The following is an 18,988-nucleotide window of genomic DNA, read 5'->3' as shown; positions in this document are numbered from 1 at the left end:
GTGGGGACTTCCATCGAAAACAGATCAGCGGTTAAACGCCTCTATTACTTCACGGGGAATCGGCTGAGACTTGATCTTGTCGCTATCGTCCGGATCACGCCCAACCCAGACCCGGGTTTCAAACCCTTCTACCGCCAGGGCATCGCCTTTGAGGATACGGTGGTGCACATCGAAACTGCTGCGCCGGAATTCGGTGATGGTCGATTCAATCACCACCTCTTCACCGAAATGCGACGGGATATAGAATTTCGAACGGGTATCGACCATGGGAATGCCGACCATGTCGAACTGCTTGAGCATGTTGAATTTCGGAAAGCCCGCTTTGGCGAACAACTTACCGGTGCAGGCATCGAAGTAGGCAAAATAGCGCGGGTAGAACACGATACCGGCCGGGTCGCAGTCACCCCATTCGATGGTTTGTGTATGACGATTGATGAGCATGCGGTGATCCTTTAGTCGGTCAGCCGGATTACAGCCGGTGAAGGGGTGGGTTGATAAAGGTCGGCGACCGTTTGTGCGCGATTTTCCAATACTGAGCGCTGGTTGATGGAGCCTTTATCGGTGATTTCGTGGGCATCGAGCCGGGGCAATTCAGTGAGCAAAACCAGCCGGTCAACCCGGGTCGAACTGCCGGTGCTGCTGGCTTTGAGGTCGCGCAACAGTTGCCTGAACCGTTCAACGACAGCCGGATGATTCACAACCTCGCTGATATCAGCATCCGCTGGCAAACCGGCAAGCGCCCGGCACTGTTCCCGCTCCGGAAACACCATGGCTGACACAAACGCCTGATCCAGACCGGCAATAACAACGTCTTGAACCACCGGGGCTCCGGCATCGATAATGCGAGCACGCAAGGGGCCAACACTGACCCAGGTGCCGGTGTTGAGTTTGAAGTCTTCAGAGATGCGGCCATCGAATTTCATGCCGCGTTGCGGTTCGTTCGGGTCAATGAATTTGGCGGCATCACCCAGGCAATAGAAGCCTTCTTCATCAAACACCTTGGCCGTCACATCTGGCTGGCGCCAATAGCCGGGCATCACATTCGGCCCTTTGACCCGACACTCCAGCTTGCCGCCATTGGGCACCAGTTTGACGCTGACGCCGAGCGCTGGCAGACCAATCACCCCGGATTGGGATTCTTCCAGCGAGGCAAACATGGCCGAAGGTGCCGTCTCTGTCGCACCCAGGCCGGTGAGCATGCCGACCTTGGCGCCAATCGATTGAATGGCCAGGCTGTCGAGCTTGTCCCACACGTGCTGGGCCAGGCCGGCACCGGCAAAGAACATTAGATTCAGATCGCGGAAAAAACGGTCGCACAGGGCTTTGTCCTGTTCGAGTCGATCGGCCAGTAATTCAAAGCCCTTGGGCACGTTGAAATACACCGTCGGTGAAATTTCCTGCAGGTTGCGAATCGTGTGCTCAAACAAAGCCGGTGTTGGCTTGCCATCGTCGATGTATAAGGTGCCACCGTTGTACAACACGATGCCAACGTTGTGGTTACCACCGAAGGTGTGGTTCCACGGCAACCAGTCGAGCAATACCGGCGGTTCCTTTTTCAGAAACGGCATCACCGCCGCCAGCATTTCCTGATTCGATGCCAGCATCCGGTTGGTGTTGATCACCCCTTTGGGCATGCCGGTTGAACCGGAGGTAAACAAAAACTTGGCAATGGTATCGGGCGTTAATTCGGCATGCGCCTGATCAACTGCATCGGTAACCGGTGTCGACATCAGGCTGCTGAACGGTCGTGCTGCGCCGGTGTAACCGGTGTCATCCAACGCTATCACCTGGGCATCATCTGCGGCGATGGCGTTGAGTGCGTCGCCATAATCGCTGGCGGTATCGACAAAAAAAGCGCCGGGCGTCAGCAGTTCGCAGATGTATTTGGCCTTGCCAAAATCTTTGCTGATCAGGCAATAAGCGGGCGACAGTGGCGCATAGGGAATGCCCACATACATGGCCGCCAGGGCCAGCAGCAAATGCTCGGTGCTGTTACCACTTAAAATGGCCAACGGCCGCTCTGGCGTAAGATTCATATCCAGCAAAGCCTGAGACAATGCACGAACCCGGTTCAGCGTTTCACGATAGGTAACGCTCTCCCATTCACCATCGGCATTGCGTTGGGCAACAAACACCCGGTCAGGCGCAACGCTGGCCCAGTGATCCAGTCGTTCAATCAGGGTATCGGGATAATCCGGCAGTTGCTCAACCGTCTCCAACACCTGAGTACCATCCGGACGCTGCGACAGCTTCGCCGTCGTCTGACCAATTTCTATATCGCGGTAACCTGTTGCCATGGTCTCACCTTCTTGTTTTATGTCTCACGGCTCTTTTTTGATTTGGAGCGAGAGTGTTTACTGTGGTTGACGTTGAATTTTATTCGGTGGCAATGGTTCGGGTTGCAGGCCCGCTTCACTCCGTACCGTTTTGGAGGCACATCCCTGTGCCGCCAAACGGCACGCGGGCGTCCTGCCCGCTACTGCGTGAAACGCCCCTGCAACCCTCTATTATTGCCGCCTTTAACTTTTTTTATCCAGTCACGAAAAACCAACTAAATGAACTGGGCCACTAAATTTCTCTATTGTTTTGCGCAAAGAAACCACCTGCCCCAATTGCTCAAGTATTGGAGTTGGCACCACTTTGAGTGCTGGCTACCGGGTAGACCTATCCGGGGTAGTCCGTAGCATGGATGCTACGGTCTAGGCCCCATGGATGGGTTTACGCCGACCCCGGATAGGTCTACCCGGTGGCTGGCACGAACTCACGGCACCGACGCCAAACTGAACTCCGATACTTGAGCAATGACTCATGGCGTTGATGCTAACCAAACTCATACTCGCGGATGCCTTTGTCCGCATGTTGAACGCGGTCCAGGTGTACGCGTATTTCTGGTAAATGGTGGGCGCAGTAAAACGCCAGCAGTGCCTGGATGTTGTTTTTTTCTTTGGCTGTTACTGTCTCGTTGTCGGCGGCCAGTACTGACAGGGCCAGTTGCCAGCCGAGGGCCAGAACACCGGTGGCTTCCAGCACGGCGACGGAGGCTGCATGCATTAACGTTGCGTTGCTTGATTGTTGTTCCAGCAAGTCACGGACGGTGTTGCGTAACAAATCTGCCTTGCGCGTCAGCAACGCCCAGTCCGATGAACCGGTCGCGTGGTCGCTGAGCGGTTGAATGCTCGTTTTTACCCGGTTCAGCCAATCGAAAAAAACCTCGCCGTTGTCGCGCTGCAGTTTTCTGAACAGGAAATCCTGCGCCTGTATGCCAGTGGTCCCTTCGTAAATGGTGCTGATGCGAAGGTCACGGTAGAACTGGGCAACGCCGGTCTCTTCAATGAACCCCATGCCGCCGAAAATCTGAATCGCATCACCGGCCAGACGATTTGCCAGTTCCGTGACGTGGGCTTTAAAAATCGGCGTCAGCAGATCGAGTTCCTGTTGCGCCTGCCGGGTATTCGGATGACTGCTCTCGCGAGCGCAATCGACCTGGTAGCCCAAATGCAGACCGAGCATTCTTGCGGCGAACAATCGACTGCGCATACCGAGCAACAGACGACGGATATCCGGGTGTTCGACCAGCGCAACCGGGCTTTCGCCGGTTTCCACATGGCGACCTTGCTGACGATCCTGCGCCCATTCAAGCGCGGCCTGGTAAGCACGCTCGCCGACGGCGACGCCCTGCAAGCCGACACTCAGCCGGGCTTCATTCATCATCACGAACATCACCGCTAGGCCGCGATTGGGTTCGCCAATCAATTGGCCCCAGGCGCCCTGTTTTGCGCCCAGTTGCAGTGAACAGGTCGGGCTGCCATGCAGGCCAAGTTTGTGTTCGATGCCCGTGCACAGCACCTCGTTCGGTTGCACATCGCCGTTGTCTGAATCGAGATGACTGGGCACGGCAAACAGGGAAATGCCTTTGCTGCCGGAAGGTGCATCCGGCAGGCGGGCCAGCACCAGATGCAACTTGCGTTCGGTAAAATCGTGTTCGCCGTAGGTGATGTACAGCTTTTGGCCGAACAGGCGGTAACCGCCGTTTTCATCGGGCACGGCTCTGGTTTTCATCAGGCCGAGGTCCGACCCAGCGGCCGGTTCCGTCAGCGCCATGGTGGCCGTCCAGTCGCCACTGACCAGACGCTCGCCATACTGTTCCAACAGCTTGGTGTCGCCACTGGCCAGCAGAGCTTCAACGGCGCCCTCGGTCAGGGGTTGAATCAGACTGAACGCCAGGTTGGCGCCCTGCCAGGCTTCGGTGACAGCCGTTGCCAGTACCTTCGGCAGTGCCTGACCGCCCAACGATTCCGGTAAACAGAGGCCGGGCCAGCCGGCTTCGCGAAATTGCGCGTAGGCATCCGCCCAGGCATCCGGAGTCGTAACGCGACCCTGGTCGAGCCGACACCCCTGACGATCGCCCGGTGCGTTTAAAGGGGCCAGAACCTGCTCGGCAAACCGGGCGGCTTCATCGACGATGGCGAACATCAACTCATCATCAAGTGCGGCACAGGCTGGCAATTGATTCAGCCGATCCCGGCCGATCAGGTGCTGCAAGCCGAAGCGAATGTCATTAACCGGAGCGTGATAGGCCGTCATGAGGTTACCTCGGTGCCATGCGCAGCGCGCCGTCGAGGCGAATGGTCTCGCCATTGAGCATGGGGTTTTCCAGAATATGGGCGGCGAGCGCGGCAAATTCTTCCGGCTCGCCCAGGCGCGCGGGGAAGGGCACTGAATCGCCGAGTGATTGCTGCACCTCTTCCGGCAACACCGACATCATCGGGGTTTTGAACAGGCCCGGTGCTATGGTCATCACGCGGATGCCAAAGGCCGACAGCTCCCGCGCCAGTGGCAGGGTCATACTGACGATGCCGCCCTTGGAGGCTGCGTAGGCGGCCTGCCCGATCTGGCCATCGTAGGCTGCGACCGAGGCTGTGTTGATGATGACGCCCTGCTCCAGCCCATCGTTGGGTGGCGCATGCTGCATCGCTTCGGCGGCCAGCCGAATCACGTTGAACGTTCCGATCAGGTTCACCTGAATCGCACGCTGGAACGTCTCCAGCCGGTGCACACCCTTGCGGCCCAGCACGCGTTCAGCACCAGGAATGCCCGCGCAGTTGACCAGGGTGTTCAGCGGCCCCCAGTGCTGCTGCAGTTCGGCGATGGTGCTGCTTACCTGAGCCTCGTCGGTGATGTCGGTGTGTACGAAGAATGCCTTGTCGCCCAGTTCAGCCGCGAGCCGTTCGCCGGCTTCATCGTTCACGTCTGCCAGTAAGACCCGGGCTCCGGCTTTAACCAGATGCCTTGCGACGGCCTCGCCAAGCCCGGAACTGGCGCCGGTAACCAGGGCGTTGATGTCTGATAGCTTCATAGTCGCCCCTTAGCCCGCGTTTTCCAGCAATACCGAAATGCCCTGGCCACCGCCGGCGCAGGCCGAAGAAATGCCAAACTGCTCGCCGCTTTCTTTCAGTTGGCGGGCAACGGTATGGGTCAGACGCACGCCGGTTACACCCAGTGGGTGGCCAATGGCGATGGCGCCGCCGTTGACGTTTACTTTGGTGCGATCCAGCCCGAGTTCGCGTTCGCAAGCCAGGTACTGGGCCCCGAAAGCCTCATTGATTTCGATACGACCGACATCGGTCAGTGACATTTTCTGGCTGGCCAGCACACTGCTGATCGCCGGGGCCGGGCCGATGCCCATGATTTCCGGCGGTACGCCCACCACCGAACCGCCGACAATGCGCGCCAGTGGTTTCAAACCGTGCGCCCGCACGTAGTCGCCCGAGGCAACCAGCACCGCCGCAGCGCCGTCGACAATGGCCGAAGAGTTGCCGCCGGTCTGTACGCCGCCAAAGGCCGGGCGCAACTTGCTCAGGATCTCGAGCGGGCTTGGGCGAACGTGGCCGTCACGGTCGAAACTTTGTTTCCGGTCCGACAACTTGAGGCCGCGATTTTTGTAGCCTTCCAGCGGGAAGTCAGCGTTGGTTACCGACACCACTTCATCGTCGTAAAAGCCCCTGTCCCAGGCATCGATGGCCGCTGCAAAACTGCGCGCGGCGTAGTCGTCGACTTCGGCCCGGCTGATGCCGTAGCGCTTGGCGAGTTCTTCGGCGGTGTGGCCCATGGCCATGTCCGGCGCGGTATCGATCATCGCTTCCCAGAGGAAATCACCGAACCCGACCTGACCGAGCTTGAAGCCGGCGCGCTGGGTGTAGGACGCCACCGGGTTGCGCGACATCGACTCAGCCCCGGCGCAAAGCACCAGCTTCGCCTTGCCGAGCTTGATCTGGTCGGCGGCCGTCAGAATGGCTTCGAAGCCAGTGGCGCATAACCGGTGCACCAGCAGGGAGGGCGCGGTCTGTTTGACGCCGGAATACAGGCCAATGTGGCGTGGCAACATAAAGGCATCGAAACTGGCCTGGGCGACGCTGCCGGCGATCACGGCATCGACATCGCTCGCCGGAATGCCGCTGTGCTCGAAGGCGGCACGAGCGGCATAAATGCCCAGATCGATCGGTGAGACTTCACGCAGTTCGCCGCAATAGTCAGCGAAGGGCGTACGTCGGCCGTCGACCAGCCAGATGTCGTCGTAGCTGGATAGCAGCGCATCGCGCTCGGAAGCCTGATAGGTGTTGTTGGTCATGATCATTTCTTCCTGTTCAGAAATTGGCCTATACGGGCCTGAACCTCGGGATTGGTCTGGGTCATGCCCGCGACCAGCGATTCGGTAAAAAGCCCGTCGTCCATCGACATGCTGTCGATGCGGCTCATGGCACTGACCATGGCCCAGTTCGACAGCGCGGAATTCTGGGCGATGCTCTGCGCCAGTTCCATCGCTTTGGCTTCGCCCTCACCCGGGCCAACGCGATAGTGGGCCAGGCCGAGGCGCTCGCCTTCATCTGCGCTCAGGGTGCGGCCGGTGAGCATCATTTCCGTCATGCGTCCCGAACCGATGACACCCGCCACTCGCACTGACGCACCGCCACCCACAAAAATACCGTGACGGCCTTCGGGCAGGCGGAAAAAGGTGGAATCTTCGGCAACGCGCACGTGGGCGGTAGCCGCAAGTTCCAGACCGCCCCCGATCACCGCGCCTTTCAACACAGCAACAATGGGAATGCCGGCGTTGGTCATCTTGCCGAATACCCGATGCCACATTTGTGAATGACGCACCACCTCAAAGGGCTCCCGGGCCTGGTGTTCGGCCAGATCCAGACCGGCACAGAAGTTGTCGCCCTCGCCGGTCAGCAATACGACCCGAACCGAGTCGTCCAACGGGCTGAACAGAGCTTCCAGTTCAAGCAGCAGGGCATCATTGATGGCATTGTGTTTAGCCGGACGGTTGAGACGGATGTGCGCAATGCCGTCGTTTATAGCCAGCGTTACCAGTGCGGTGTCGGTCATCGGTGTCCATCCTGTTCGGGCTGGCAGTGCCCGGTGGTGAGTCGTCACCGCCCGAACCTGTCAGATGTATAAGATGGCTCAAGACTACCGATTAATTGTTGTGTTTGTAAACAATTTATTTTTAAGCATATTTGGCGATAAGCCGGGATTTGATTACAACAAATCGCTCTATGGAGGGGCATAAAGCCGATTCTACGGGCTTCCGGGCATCAGACTTCAACAAGGCCAGTCACCGTTACCCACCGAATTAATGTTGATAAACACAACTATCTATGACATAAACAACACAGATTTTGCACAGCGCCTGACCGCGCTGCTCGAACCACACGCAAACTGCACGACGCACCACCCACAAATACAACAAGATACAAATGAGGTTAACCTGATGCGTACTCCCCAACTGATTGCCACCCTGACCCTGAGCGCCGCTGCGCTGGCGTTTGCTGCTCAGGCCAACGCCGAATCCCTGCGTCTGGCGCCAGGCACACCCCCTGCCCACCCGGGGCACACTCCGCTGTTCACCAGCTTCCAGGACCAGATGGCCGAGAAAACCGGCAGCCGCATGACCGGGTCCATTCTGGGCACCGAAGTGGCCAACCTCGGCAACATGCGCAACGCCGTCACCAGCGGCCTGGCTGATGCTGGCATGTTCCTGCCCGCTTATTTCCCGGCAGATCTGCCTGAAATCAACCTGGTCGGCGACCTCTCATTCAGCGGCACCAACTCTCAGGCCATGGGCGCAGCGATGACCGACTACATCGTTAACTGTGCCGACTGCCAGGACAACCTGAAAAACCTGGGCGTGGTCTATACCAGCAGCCATGCGTCTGACCTCTATCAGTTACTGACCACAGAACCGGTCAGCGACGTCGATGACCTGCAGGGCCTGCGTCTGCGTGCCGGCAACCCGCAATATTCCCGCTGGGCCAGCTCTTTGGGTGCATCACCGTCGAACACCTCGGTCGGTGAGACCTTCGAAGCCATCTCCCAGGGCATTCTGGACGGCACCATCGCCTCCTCGGCGGATCTGATCTCCTTCCGTCTGGACGATGTCATCACCCACATCACCACAATCCGTTTGGGCACCTACCACTCCACCATTTCGCACGCCTTTGGCCGCAATACCTGGTCGCGCCTGAGCGAAGCCGATCGCAAGATGCTGGCGGAGTCATCCAGCCTGTCGAGTGCCCTGGCGACTCAGCGTTGGGCTCATGAAATGCCCGCTGAGGCCGAGGCACTGGCCCGCAGTGAAGGGATCGAATTTGTGCAACCCAGCCAGGGTCTGCTCGATGCAACCGCCGCTTTTGCAGAGGCCGACATGGCTCAGGTTATCGCCGATGCCGAGTCGCGCTATGGCCTTGAAAACGTGGAAGCCAAGCTGGACCAGTTCACTACCCTGGTCGACAAGTGGACCGCTATCGCCATTGAACTGGATAACGACCCCGAAGCCATTGCCGCCCGTGTGAACGACGAAGTCTGGGCAAATGTCGACTTTTCCACCTACGGTGTTCAGTAACCGGTTGTTGTCTTAAGCACTTGGCGAGGTCTGGTCAACCGGACCTCGCCTTTTTTAACTGTAGGTGAGCGAATAACCCAATGTCGATTTCCGGATTGAATCGCCTGGCCGATCAGTTGTCCCGGGCTCTTGCGTTACTGGGCACGCTGGGCATTGCGGCCATGCTGATCCACGTAACCGCCGATGTAGTGCTGCGCAGCACCCTGTCGTACTCCATTCCCGCTACGCTTGAACTGGTGACCCGCTACTACATGATCACACTGGCGCTACTGCCACTGGCCTGGGTGGAGCATCAGCGCAATATGATCGCGGTCGAAGCCGTCAGCGATGTATTGGGTGAGACGTTCAAAGCCTGGACTGATGTGCTGGTGGCGGTAATTTCATTAGTGATCTATTTCATTTTCATGGTGGCGACCTGGTCCAAGGCCGTCGAACAGTTTGAACGCGGTGCCTATATCATGTCCCTCGATTTCCCCATGCCTGTCTGGCCTACCTACTTCATTATTCCGATCTCGTTCGGTCTCGCTTGCCTGGTGTGTCTGATTCGTCTGGCCACAACCCTGACCAACCCCTCACAAAACGCCCCGGAGTAAGGATTTACCATGTCGGTAGAAATCGGTTTTTACGGTCTGGTTGCTCTGTTGGCGTTGCTCGCCCTGCGGGTCCCCGTTGCACTGGCGCTGATGGCGGTGTCACTCGGCGGTGTCACCTGGATGATCAACTGGGATGTGGCCATCGGCATGCTGGCTGGCACACCCTACGACTTTATCGCCAAGTGGACGCTGAGCGCTGTCCCCATGTTTTTGCTGATGGGGTTCGTCAGTTACCACGCTGGCCTGACTGCCGGTCTGTTTAACGCAGCCAAAGTGGTATTTCGCTGGCTGCCCGGTGGCCTGGCCATTTCCAGTATTGTGGCCAGTTCGGGCTTTGCCGCCGTGTCCGGATCAAGCCTGGCCTGCGCGGCCGCTATGGGTCGCATCGCCATTCCGGAAATGGTGAAAAGCGGTTACAAGCCAAGCTTTGCCTGCGGCACCATCGCCGCCGGCGGTACCATCGGCGCGCTGATTCCGCCGAGCATTCTGATGATTGTGTACGGGGTATTCGCCCAGGTATCGATCACTCAGGTATTTCTGGGCGGTATTACCATCGGCTTGCTGACGGCGTTCAGTTACAGCATTGTCATTTTGCTGGTCAGCTGGCGGCGGCCAGACATCGTGCCACGCCGCGCCATCGGCGCCGATGACTACACGCCAGTTCAGGCCATTCGTGAGATATGGCCGGTTTTGTTGCTCGGTTTCATGGTATTTGGTGGTTTGTTCAGTGGCCTGTTCACCGCCACAGAGGCCGGCGCGATCGGCGCGGCCGGCGCCATTATTATTTCTGCGATGCTGGGTAAATTGAGCTGGAAGCTGATCAACACCTCACTGCTGGAAACTCTGTCGACGACGGCTTCACTGCTGATCATCGGTGTCGGCGCGAGCATGTTTACCGTTTTTCTCAGCCTCAGTGGCCTGGCCGGTTTTATTTCCCAGGCGGTATCGGGCTGGGACCCCAGTTACCTGCAACTGATGTTGGTGGTGGTGCTGATCTATCTGTTTCTGGGTCTGTTTATGGAACCCTTCGGTGCCATGCTGGTCACCCTGCCGATTCTGATGCCCATTTTCGAGCAATACGACATCAGCCTGATCTGGTTTGGCGTCTTGCTGGTAAAACTGCTGGAGATTGGCATGATCACGCCGCCGGTGGGCATGAACATCTTCGTGATACGAGGGGTTGCCAGCCAGTACGCCAGCCTGGTCGATATTTTCAAGGGCGTCAGCACCTTTCTGGTCGCCGACCTGGTCGTTGTCGCTCTGGTGATCTTCTTCCCGTCGATAGTGCTTGTGTTGACCGGTGGCTAAGAGTTCGTGCCGCCCACCCGCTGGCCAGAACTCTGCTAGAGGCAATTTCAACTGGTACAAACACGGTTTAGTCTGTGTGTTGTGAACTGAAAAACCTAAGGTGGTAATATGGACGCTTTGTACAAAACCCGGCCGATATCTGATGCCGCCGCTGGCGCAACCACTGGAGCCCCGATGACCGAGACCACCCAGAAAATTGATGCCACCTTGTTGAACAGCCTGGTTGGCTACCGGTTACGACGGGCGCAGCTTGCCTACTTTGAAAACTTCACCGCCACCTGTACCGAACAAGGCGTGACCCCGGGCCTGTTCGGGATTCTTTGTGTGGTTCGGGATAACCCCGGGCTGACGCAAACGGCCGTCGCCAAGGCGATAGACACCGATCGCTCGGCGATGGTATCGGCAGTGGATAAACTGGAAAAGCAGCGGTTAATAGAAAGACGCCAGTCAGATTCAGACCGACGCTCCTATGCCCTGTTTCTGACTGAGGATGGCATTCACTTCACGGAGAATCTGCACAAGAAAGTACTGGCACATGAAGCGCATTTTGAGCAGGTAATGAACAAGGGTGAAAAGGAATGGCTGCTGGGCATGCTGGAACGCATCATTGATCTCGACCACCCAGACGGCTAAACCTGCTGCCCCCGGTCGGTAGTAGTGGAGCGTTAACATTATGTGCCGGATCATCAACCGCCCTGACAGGGAACCGCTCAGGAGTGACCATCAGCCAGTATACAGCCCGCTCCCGCTCCGCTAACCTATCTGCCGACGATTTCATATTAACCGTGTCATAAAAGGATTTCACATGATCACACTGGTCATCGGCCTGGCTATTTTTCTCGGCATTCATTCCATTCACATGCTGGCCCCACAATGGCGCGAATCGATGATTCGCCAAATGGGTCTGATGCCCTGGAAAGGCTTGTACAGCATTATATCGCTGGCGGGTTTCGGCCTGATCATCTGGGGCTATGGTTTAGCCCGGCTCGACCCGGTCTGGGTCTGGTTTGCACCCGGCTGGACGCGCCATCTTTCTGCGCTGCTGATGATACCGGCGTTTATCTTCCTGGCGGCTGCCTACGTACCCGGCAACCGCATCAAGGCCCGATTCGGTCACCCCATGGTGCTGGCGGTTAAAACCTGGGCGATCGCTCACCTGATCGCCAATGGTACGCTGGCCGATATCCTTCTGTTTGGCGGTTTCCTGGCCTGGGCGGTGGTTTATTTCATCCACGCTCGCCGCAAAGATCGGGCAAACAATACGCAGTACCCGGTAAAAGGCCTCAAAAGCGATATTTCTGCCGTTGTCGGCGGCCTGATCGGTTATGGCGTCTTCGCCTTCTGGGCCCACTTGCTGCTGATCGGCGTCCCTCCCTTCGGCTGATGCGTCCAAGCTCGGCAGACACTCTGCCGAGCTGTTAAACTACCTCCCACATTACCCACTCGCTCACACTTAGAGTAAGGGTCTGCCCATTCGGCTTTGGTCCGTGCTGGCCGCCGGGCACGCCTGTCCGGGGCCAGCGTATACCCATCCATGGGGCCTAGACCGCAAGATATGAATCCCATCCGTGGGATTCACCCTTCGGGCTCGCTTCGCTCATGCCAATACGCTCCTGGCGTTTTGGTCCATGTTGCGGACTTCCCCGGACAGACGTACCCGGCACCCAGCACTTGGTATGGTGATTACTCCACCTTTAGAGCGACTCAGTTAGGGCACTTTTATGATGCAGAACGACGATCTCCACCTTCACCTACGCAATCTTGTCGAAGGCGACTACCCCCAACTCAAGCGCCTGATGGACCGGGTTTACGATGATATTGGCGGCGCCTGGCCGGAAGAGACGATTAACCGGTTGATCAGGGAGTTTCCGGATGGGCAAATTGCCATCGACGACGATGGTGAACTGGTCGGCGTTGCCCTGAGTGTGCTGGTGGACTACACCACGTTTTCCAACCCGCATAAATACGACGACCTGATTGGCCAGCGTGAGATCATTCTGAACAATAGCACGGGCGACGCCATGTACGGCCTCGACGTGCTGATTGACCCGGATTACCGCGGCCACCGTCTAGGTCGCCGCCTGTACGATTCGCGTAAGGAACTGTGCCGTCAGTTGAATCTTCGCGCCATACTGGCTGGCGGGCGGATCCCCAACTACCACGAACACGCCGAGGAGCTGAAACCGACCGAGTACATCGACCAGGTTGCGCGCAAGGAAATTCACGATCCGATTTTGTCTTTCCAGCTGGCCAATGATTTCCAGGTCAAACGGCTGATGCGCCGGTACCTGCCGGAAGATGAAAAGTCTCTTGGTTTTGCCACCCTGCTCGAATGGAACAACATTCTGTTCGAGCCTGCCGACCGTGTTTTGGATAACACCCGCAACCATGCCCGCGTCGGTGCCGTGCAATGGCAGATGCGGGAGTTTGCTTCGGTTGAAGATGTGTTGCAGCAGGTCGAGTACTTTGTTGATGCGCTGTCCGGTTACCAAAGTGATTTTGCTGTGTTCCCGGAGCTGTTCAACGCGCCTTTAATGGGCCTGACCGACCAGGTCGAAGCAATTCGGTTTCTCGGTACCTTTACCGAGCGGTTCAAAACCGAAATGAGCCGCATGGCCGTCAGTTACAACATCAACATCATTGGCGGCTCAATGATTGAAGCCGATGAAGACGGTTACCTGTATAACATCGCCTACCTGTTCCGGCGCGATGGCACTCAGGAACGCCAGGCCAAGCTGCACATTACGCCACAGGAAAGACGCGACTGGATCATCGAGGGGGGCAATGAGCTGGCGGTGTTCGACACCGATGCCGGCCGCATTGGCATGCAGGTCTGTTACGACGTCGAATTCCCGGAGCTGAGTCGCCTGCTCGCCGACGACGACATGGACATTCTGTTCGTGCCGTTCTGGACCGATACCAAGAACGGTTACTTGCGAGTGCGCCATTGCTCACAAGCCCGGGCCATCGAGAACGAGTGTTACGTGGTGCTGTGCGGCAGCGTCGGCAACCTGCCCTCGATCGAAAACCTCGACATCCAGTATGCCCAGAGCGCGGTGTTCAGCCCGTCGGATTTTGCCTTCCCGCACGATGCGGTACTGAACGAAACCACGCCCAACACAGAGATGATTTTCTTCTCGGATCTGGATTTCAACAAGCTGAAACTGGTGCGCAGTGAAGGCTCAGTTACCAACCTGAAAGACCGGCGCAAGGATCTGTTCAGTTTGACCCGGCGCAATCCGACCTAACTTCGGAGTTCGATTTGACTTGGTCGACAAGAGTCCGTGTTAGCGACCGGGTATGCCTCTCCGGGGTCGGCGTAAACCCGTCCATGGGGCCTAGACCGCAACATCCATGTTGCGGACTACCCCGGATAGACACACCCGGCAGCTAACACTCTGCAGCTAGCAAACTTCAAACTTCGGGGGACTGTTTATATATTCAAGTTTCGGAGTTCGCTGCAGATTAGCGACGTGCGGCAGAGCTCATGGCACTGCAGCCAACTCTAATTCCGAAACTTGAGTTATATAAAATCGACCCGCGCATTAAACGCCACAACAACCCGATCCTTGCCACCAAAATACGGCAGAGCCGAGTGCTTCAAATAGGACGGGAAGATCACCACCTGGCCCGCAACGGGCTGGATGTCGTAGATGCCCTGGCCATTGAGGTAAAGACTCCCCGCATCCAGAAAATGATCGGCATTGACCCTTGGGTCGTAGAATCGGTTAACGCCGCTGCGCCGGTCGAAATCCGCATCGCCTGCCTCGAGGTAGTAAATACCGCACCAGGAGCAATTTGGGTGGGAGTGGGCGTCGTGGTAGCCGCCGGTTTGTGTCAGGTGATACCAGCTTTCGGTGATGGTCACTTCCGCGCTCGCGTCTTCCGGCCAGTGACCTTCGTTGGCGTAAGCGGCGATGTCGAGCACCAGCGTCGACAGTGACTGGTTCAGTACCTGCACGTCGAGGTCGTCGCCGTCGAGGAAATTCAGCTCGCTTTCGAACAGGTTCTGTTTGGCACCCACGGCCACCTCGCTGGCTACCGCTGTTTGGTGTTGAGCGTGGTGTCGGTAGATGAGCGACGTCAGTTCACCGGCAATTAACGGGTGCTCGGCCAGCGTCGCGATGAACAGTTCGCTGCCCCAGAGTGGTATGGGTTCTATGGTCGGTGAGTCACCTTCATCGGGAGCGGGAAAGGTGTCTGGCTGGGTATCATGGCTCATAAGCAGGCCTGAAGTGAACAACGGGAACGGCCCAGTTTACGGTCAGGGCCGTACTCATACAAACGCAATGCGATGTTGCACTGACGGAACATAGCGGTCGCCCCCGATCGGCCTTGCCGTGGTATTCTGAAACGATTTGCAACCCTACCCAATCCGGAGATTTGAATGAACGCTGTTACCCAATTACTGCAGTCCCACCGATCGATTCGCGCTTTCACCGATAAACCGGTGCCGCAAGCACTGGTTGAAGACCTGGTCCGCTGCGGTCAGGGCGCTGCGACATCTAGCTTTATTCAGACGACCACCCTGATTCAGGTCACCGACCCGGAAAAACGCGCGAAACTGGCTGAATTGGGGAACAATCAAAAGTACATCAACGAGGCCCCGGTGTTTTTCGTGGTCTGTGCCGACATGAACCGGCACAAGCAAGCCTGTGAAATGCACGATGCCCCTATGCTGAGCGGCTTTACCGAGCAATTTCTGACCGCCTCGGTCGATGCGGCTCTGTTTGCGCAAAACCTGGTCGTCGCGGCTGAGTCCCAGGACATGGGCATTTGCTACATCGGTGCATTGCGCAATAATCCACAGGGCGTTGCCGAGGTATTGGACCTCCCCGATCTGGTCTACCCGGTCTTTGGCCTGTGCATTGGCTACCCGGACCAGAACCCCGAGGTCAAACCCCGTTTGCCGGTCTCCGTGGTGCTGAAGCAGAATGGCTATGAGCCGGATGATGTGGCCACCGTGAAAGACTACGACGAGCACGTCCGTCATTACTACGCGACCCGCAGCGGCAACCCCAAGAGCCAGAGCTGGAGCGAGCAGATCTCCGGCATGCTGCAAAAAGAGGCACGGCCCCACATGTTGCCGTTCCTGCAGAAGCGCGGTTTTTTGTTGAAGTAAACTGAGGTGTGTTTAGGCACGAGCGACTGGCACTGGTTATATTTAACCAACTAACCGCTCCCTCTCCCGTCACACGGGAGAGGGCTGGGGAGAGCAACCGTGTTCACCGTCAACCCATTTCGGGCATCCACGGGCTGTTATTTTTTAACATGGCATTCATGATAGTCAGTAGTTTTCTCATGCAAGCTACAATGACTACCTTGGGCAATTTACCGGCTTTTTTGAGCCGTTCGGCAAAGGCTTTGATCGGTGCGTTGCACCTCATTGCCGTGAGTGCTGCCATGTATAGAACGGCTCTGATCTCCGCTCTTCCGCCCCATATAGAGCGTTTTCCGCGATGTTTGCCACTGTCGTTGGCCATTGGGGCTACCCCCACCAGGGCCGCGATCTCGCGGCGATTAAGCTGACCAAGCTCAGGACACTTCGACAACAAGGTCATTGTGGTCACGGAACCTATGCCAGGAATGCTCTTCAGCAGGTCCTCCTTGGCTCGCCATACATCCGACTCACGCAAGCGCCGTTTCAGATCGCCATCGACGTCGTCAATTTGCCGGTCCAGCCATTTGATGTGTTTCTTCAGGCTCTGTTGCATCGGCTTCGTGACGGCCGTACCAAGTCTAAGTACCTCTTGAACTCGCATGCCAATCAACTGCCGACGTCGATCCACCAGATCGTCTAAAGCCTGTGTCTCTTCATCTTTTAAAGGGCGTACTTGAGGTCTGATCGCTTTAGCGAAGGCCGCCAGGACTGCTGCATCTATCTTGTCGGTCTTGGCCAGTCGACCCGTTGCCTTAGCAAAGTCGCGCACCTGGCGAGGGTTTACGACCGCCACAGGCAGCCCTTTAGCCGCCATGGCTGTAGCCGCTTGAACTTCCAGACCTCCTGTCGCTTCCATGACAATCAGCGTTGGCAGGGCCTGTTGCAACCGCGTGATGAGTTTGTCGACTTCAGCGCTCTCATAGTTAATTTGGAATGCCTCTCCACTGGGCTCCAAACCAACGTCCAGAGTAGATTTGGATACATCAATACCCACAAAGACTTCAGTGATGTTTTCGCTCATGATTCCCAACCTTGCAAATAATACGGGCTCTTTGGCCCAAGCAACCGTACGGGTTATCTACGAAGGATCGGCACGGCGCTCATCGCTCTCCCACGGGCTTGATGTCCCAGAGGGCTGTCGAGCTGCCGTGCCGCACTGAACAAAAATTTGCTATCTTTTAACGCTTTTGTCCAGTGTTCCTAAACATACAAGGGTTCTCTTCTGGTTTCACCGCACGCCAATCGAAACCACAGAACAAACGGCTGCGCCGCTCCCCCTCTCTCTAGCTCTCTCCCCCAGGGGTGGAGAGAGGACTGTTGTGTCCGGTGCTGCGAGCGACTGGCACTGGTTATATTTAACCAACTAACCGCTCCCTCTCCCGTCACACGGGAGAGGGCTGGGGAGAGGGTTCAACTCCGGTTTACCGCACTCCACTAGTTTGAACCAGCATCTTCTAAACCATCCACAACACCATATCGTTCGGCTGCTCCAGCATGGCTTTCCAGTCATTGCAGAAGCGGGCAATCGTGCCGCCGTCCAGTACCCGGTGATCACCGGACCAACTGACCTGAATAATATCGCGGATCTCGAGTTCATCCCGATCATTAGGCCTTGGCAGGCGTTGCAGTCGACCAATGCCAACGATGGCCACTTCCGGCGCGTTGACGATCGGTGTGGTGACGGTGCCGCCAATGGAGCCGATGTTGGAGACGGTGATGGTGCCGCCTTTCAAGTCATCCGGGCTCAGGCGCCCGGCCCGGCCCGCTTCTGTCAGGCGTTTAATGTCCGTTGCCAGATCGAGCAGGCTCAGGTTTTGTACGCCCTTGATGTTCGGTACCAGCAAGCCCATCGGTGAGTCCACCGCCATACCGATGTTGTGATCGGCAAACTGATGGATCTCATCGCCCGCGTCGTTCATGTGGCTGTTTACGATTGGGTGGCGTTTCAACGCCAAAGACAGGCTCTTGATGAACAGGCTCATCACCGTAAGCTTGATCCCCTGGCTTTCCAGTCGCTGGTTCAGCGAACGCCGCAGCCGGGTTAATTCGGTGACGTCGATTTCTTCCGAATAGGTGAAGTGAGGAATGGTTTGCGCTGAGTGGGTCATCTGCCGTGCCATAGCGGCGCGCATGCCCTTGACTGGAATGATCTCGACATCGCCCTGGCTGGCGGCTTTGGGTTTGGCGGCGCCTGAATCGGTCTTGACCTGCTTGGGTGCGTCTTCCAGCTCGCCCATGAAGCGCAGCATGTCTTCTTTCAGCACACGGCCATTCTTGCCAGAAGCTGGTACCTGACCCAGTTCGATGTCGTGCTCGCGCGCGATGCGTCGCACCGCAGGCGTTGCCAGTACCTTGCGACGATTCTCGTCGGTACTGCCGATGTGCTGGCGCGTTTGAGTAACCGCTTCCGGCGCTTTTGGCTGGGCTACCGCTGGCGCTGTTGGTGCATGGCCTTCGTGATCGCTCAGCGCCAAGCGGAACAGCGGTGAATGCACTTTGGCAATCTCGCCCTGTTCAACGTACCGTTTGACCACCCTGCCAGCGTGTTTTGCCGGTATTTGTACCAGGGCTTTGTCGGTTTGCACGTCGGCTACTGGCTGATCTTCAGCAACGGTATCGCCTTCTTCGACCAACCATTCGACCAGTTCACACTCAACGATGCCTTCGCCAATGTCCGGCAGAATGAAATCTTCCTCATAGCCCGACTGGCCACTGTCACTTGCTTGCGAACTCCCGGTTTTTTCAGGCTTGGGTTCCGCCTGAGGGGCGGGTGAATCATCGGCAATCTCCAACGCAAACAACGGCGCATGCACTTTGGCGATCTCACCCTGTTCAACGTAACGCTTCAATACCCGGCCAGCGTGCTTGGCCGGGATTTGCACCAGGGCCTTGTCGGTCTGAACATCGGCTACGGGCTGGTCTTCAACCACGATATCGCCTTCTTCGACCAACCATTCCACCAACTCGCACTCGACGATGCCTTCGCCGATGTCCGGCAGGATAAAATCTTCTTTCATGGTC

Annotated in this window: 16 protein-coding genes; 7 read left to right on the top strand and 9 right to left on the bottom strand. The window is 57.2% G+C overall.

Annotation, left to right across the window (positions count from 1 at the left end):
- Nucleotides 1–24 precede the first annotated feature (24 nt).
- From G565_RS0109225 to G565_RS0109200, 6 genes are all read right to left on the bottom strand, one after another.
- Nucleotides 25–441 carry an acyl-CoA thioesterase gene (locus tag G565_RS0109225; protein WP_028670664.1) on the bottom strand — a complete coding sequence of 139 codons (417 nt, stop codon included), beginning with the start codon at nt 439–441 and terminating at the stop codon, nt 25–27.
- 11 nt (nt 442–452) lie between these two features.
- Nucleotides 453–2,297, bottom strand: coding sequence for a feruloyl-CoA synthase (locus G565_RS0109220; RefSeq protein WP_028670663.1), 1,845 nt, complete (start codon nt 2,295–2,297; stop codon nt 453–455).
- 523 nt (nt 2,298–2,820) lie between these two features.
- Nucleotides 2,821–4,584, bottom strand: a complete 1,764-nt coding sequence (locus G565_RS23620) for an acyl-CoA dehydrogenase (RefSeq protein WP_051207685.1) — start codon at nt 4,582–4,584, stop codon at nt 2,821–2,823.
- Between the two features lie 4 nt (nt 4,585–4,588).
- Nucleotides 4,589–5,356 carry a 3-hydroxyacyl-CoA dehydrogenase gene (locus G565_RS0109210; RefSeq protein WP_028670662.1) on the bottom strand — a complete coding sequence of 256 codons (768 nt, stop codon included), beginning with the start codon at nt 5,354–5,356 and terminating at the stop codon, nt 4,589–4,591.
- A 9-nt stretch (nt 5,357–5,365) separates the two neighbouring features.
- Entirely contained in the window at nt 5,366–6,628 is a 1,263-nt protein-coding gene (locus tag G565_RS0109205; protein WP_037338530.1) for a thiolase family protein, read from the bottom strand.
- A 2-nt stretch (nt 6,629–6,630) separates the two neighbouring features.
- A complete protein-coding gene (locus G565_RS0109200; protein ID WP_028670660.1) occupies nt 6,631–7,389 on the bottom strand; it encodes a crotonase/enoyl-CoA hydratase family protein in 759 nt (252 codons plus the stop codon).
- 385 nt (nt 7,390–7,774) lie between these two features.
- Here G565_RS0109200 and G565_RS0109195 point away from each other — a divergent pair, with 385 nt between their 5' ends.
- From G565_RS0109195 to G565_RS0109170, 6 genes are all read left to right on the top strand, one after another.
- A complete protein-coding gene (locus G565_RS0109195) occupies nt 7,775–8,905 on the top strand; it encodes a C4-dicarboxylate TRAP transporter substrate-binding protein (RefSeq protein WP_028670659.1) in 1,131 nt (376 codons plus the stop codon).
- Nucleotides 8,906–8,985: 80 nt separating this feature from the next.
- Nucleotides 8,986–9,498 carry a TRAP transporter small permease gene (locus tag G565_RS0109190; protein WP_157600037.1) on the top strand — a complete coding sequence of 171 codons (513 nt, stop codon included), beginning with the start codon at nt 8,986–8,988 and terminating at the stop codon, nt 9,496–9,498.
- A 9-nt stretch (nt 9,499–9,507) separates the two neighbouring features.
- Entirely contained in the window at nt 9,508–10,806 is a 1,299-nt protein-coding gene (locus G565_RS0109185; RefSeq protein WP_028670657.1) for a TRAP transporter large permease, read from the top strand.
- Nucleotides 10,807–10,980: 174 nt separating this feature from the next.
- Nucleotides 10,981–11,439 carry a MarR family winged helix-turn-helix transcriptional regulator gene (locus G565_RS0109180; RefSeq protein ID WP_028670656.1) on the top strand — a complete coding sequence of 153 codons (459 nt, stop codon included), beginning with the start codon at nt 10,981–10,983 and terminating at the stop codon, nt 11,437–11,439.
- Between the two features lie 172 nt (nt 11,440–11,611).
- Nucleotides 11,612–12,190: an NnrU family protein gene (locus tag G565_RS0109175; protein WP_028670655.1), complete on the top strand. Its 579-nt coding sequence runs from the start codon at nt 11,612–11,614 to the stop codon at nt 12,188–12,190.
- 340 nt (nt 12,191–12,530) lie between these two features.
- Nucleotides 12,531–14,054 (top strand): bifunctional GNAT family N-acetyltransferase/carbon-nitrogen hydrolase family protein, encoded by a 1,524-nt coding sequence (locus G565_RS0109170; RefSeq protein WP_028670654.1) that lies wholly within the window; start codon nt 12,531–12,533, stop codon nt 14,052–14,054.
- Between the two features lie 275 nt (nt 14,055–14,329).
- Here G565_RS0109170 and G565_RS0109165 read toward each other — a convergent pair whose 3' ends face one another.
- Nucleotides 14,330–15,028, bottom strand: coding sequence for a putative 2OG-Fe(II) oxygenase (locus G565_RS0109165; protein ID WP_051207681.1), 699 nt, complete (start codon nt 15,026–15,028; stop codon nt 14,330–14,332).
- A gap of 165 nt (nt 15,029–15,193) precedes the next feature.
- Here G565_RS0109165 and nfsA point away from each other — a divergent pair, with 165 nt between their 5' ends.
- The gene (nfsA, locus tag G565_RS0109160; protein WP_028670652.1) at nt 15,194–15,928 is read left to right on the top strand and encodes an oxygen-insensitive NADPH nitroreductase; all 735 of its coding nucleotides are present in this window, start codon (nt 15,194–15,196) and stop codon (nt 15,926–15,928) included.
- A 109-nt stretch (nt 15,929–16,037) separates the two neighbouring features.
- On the opposite strand, the gene G565_RS0109155 is transcribed toward nfsA, so the two are convergent.
- Both G565_RS0109155 and G565_RS0109150 read right to left on the bottom strand, forming a co-directional pair.
- Nucleotides 16,038–16,988: an IS110 family RNA-guided transposase gene (locus G565_RS0109155; protein ID WP_028670651.1), complete on the bottom strand. Its 951-nt coding sequence runs from the start codon at nt 16,986–16,988 to the stop codon at nt 16,038–16,040.
- A gap of 433 nt (nt 16,989–17,421) precedes the next feature.
- Nucleotides 17,422–18,984, bottom strand: coding sequence for a dihydrolipoyllysine-residue acetyltransferase (locus G565_RS0109150; RefSeq protein WP_028670650.1), 1,563 nt, complete (start codon nt 18,982–18,984; stop codon nt 17,422–17,424).
- Nucleotides 18,985–18,988 lie beyond the last annotated feature (4 nt).

Source organism: Saccharospirillum impatiens DSM 12546 (assembly GCF_000423605.1).
Lineage (GTDB): Bacteria > Pseudomonadota > Gammaproteobacteria > Pseudomonadales > Natronospirillaceae > Saccharospirillum > Saccharospirillum impatiens.
The sequence above is the reverse complement of the archived record's forward strand: the minus strand, read 5'-3'. Positions and strand labels throughout refer to the sequence as shown.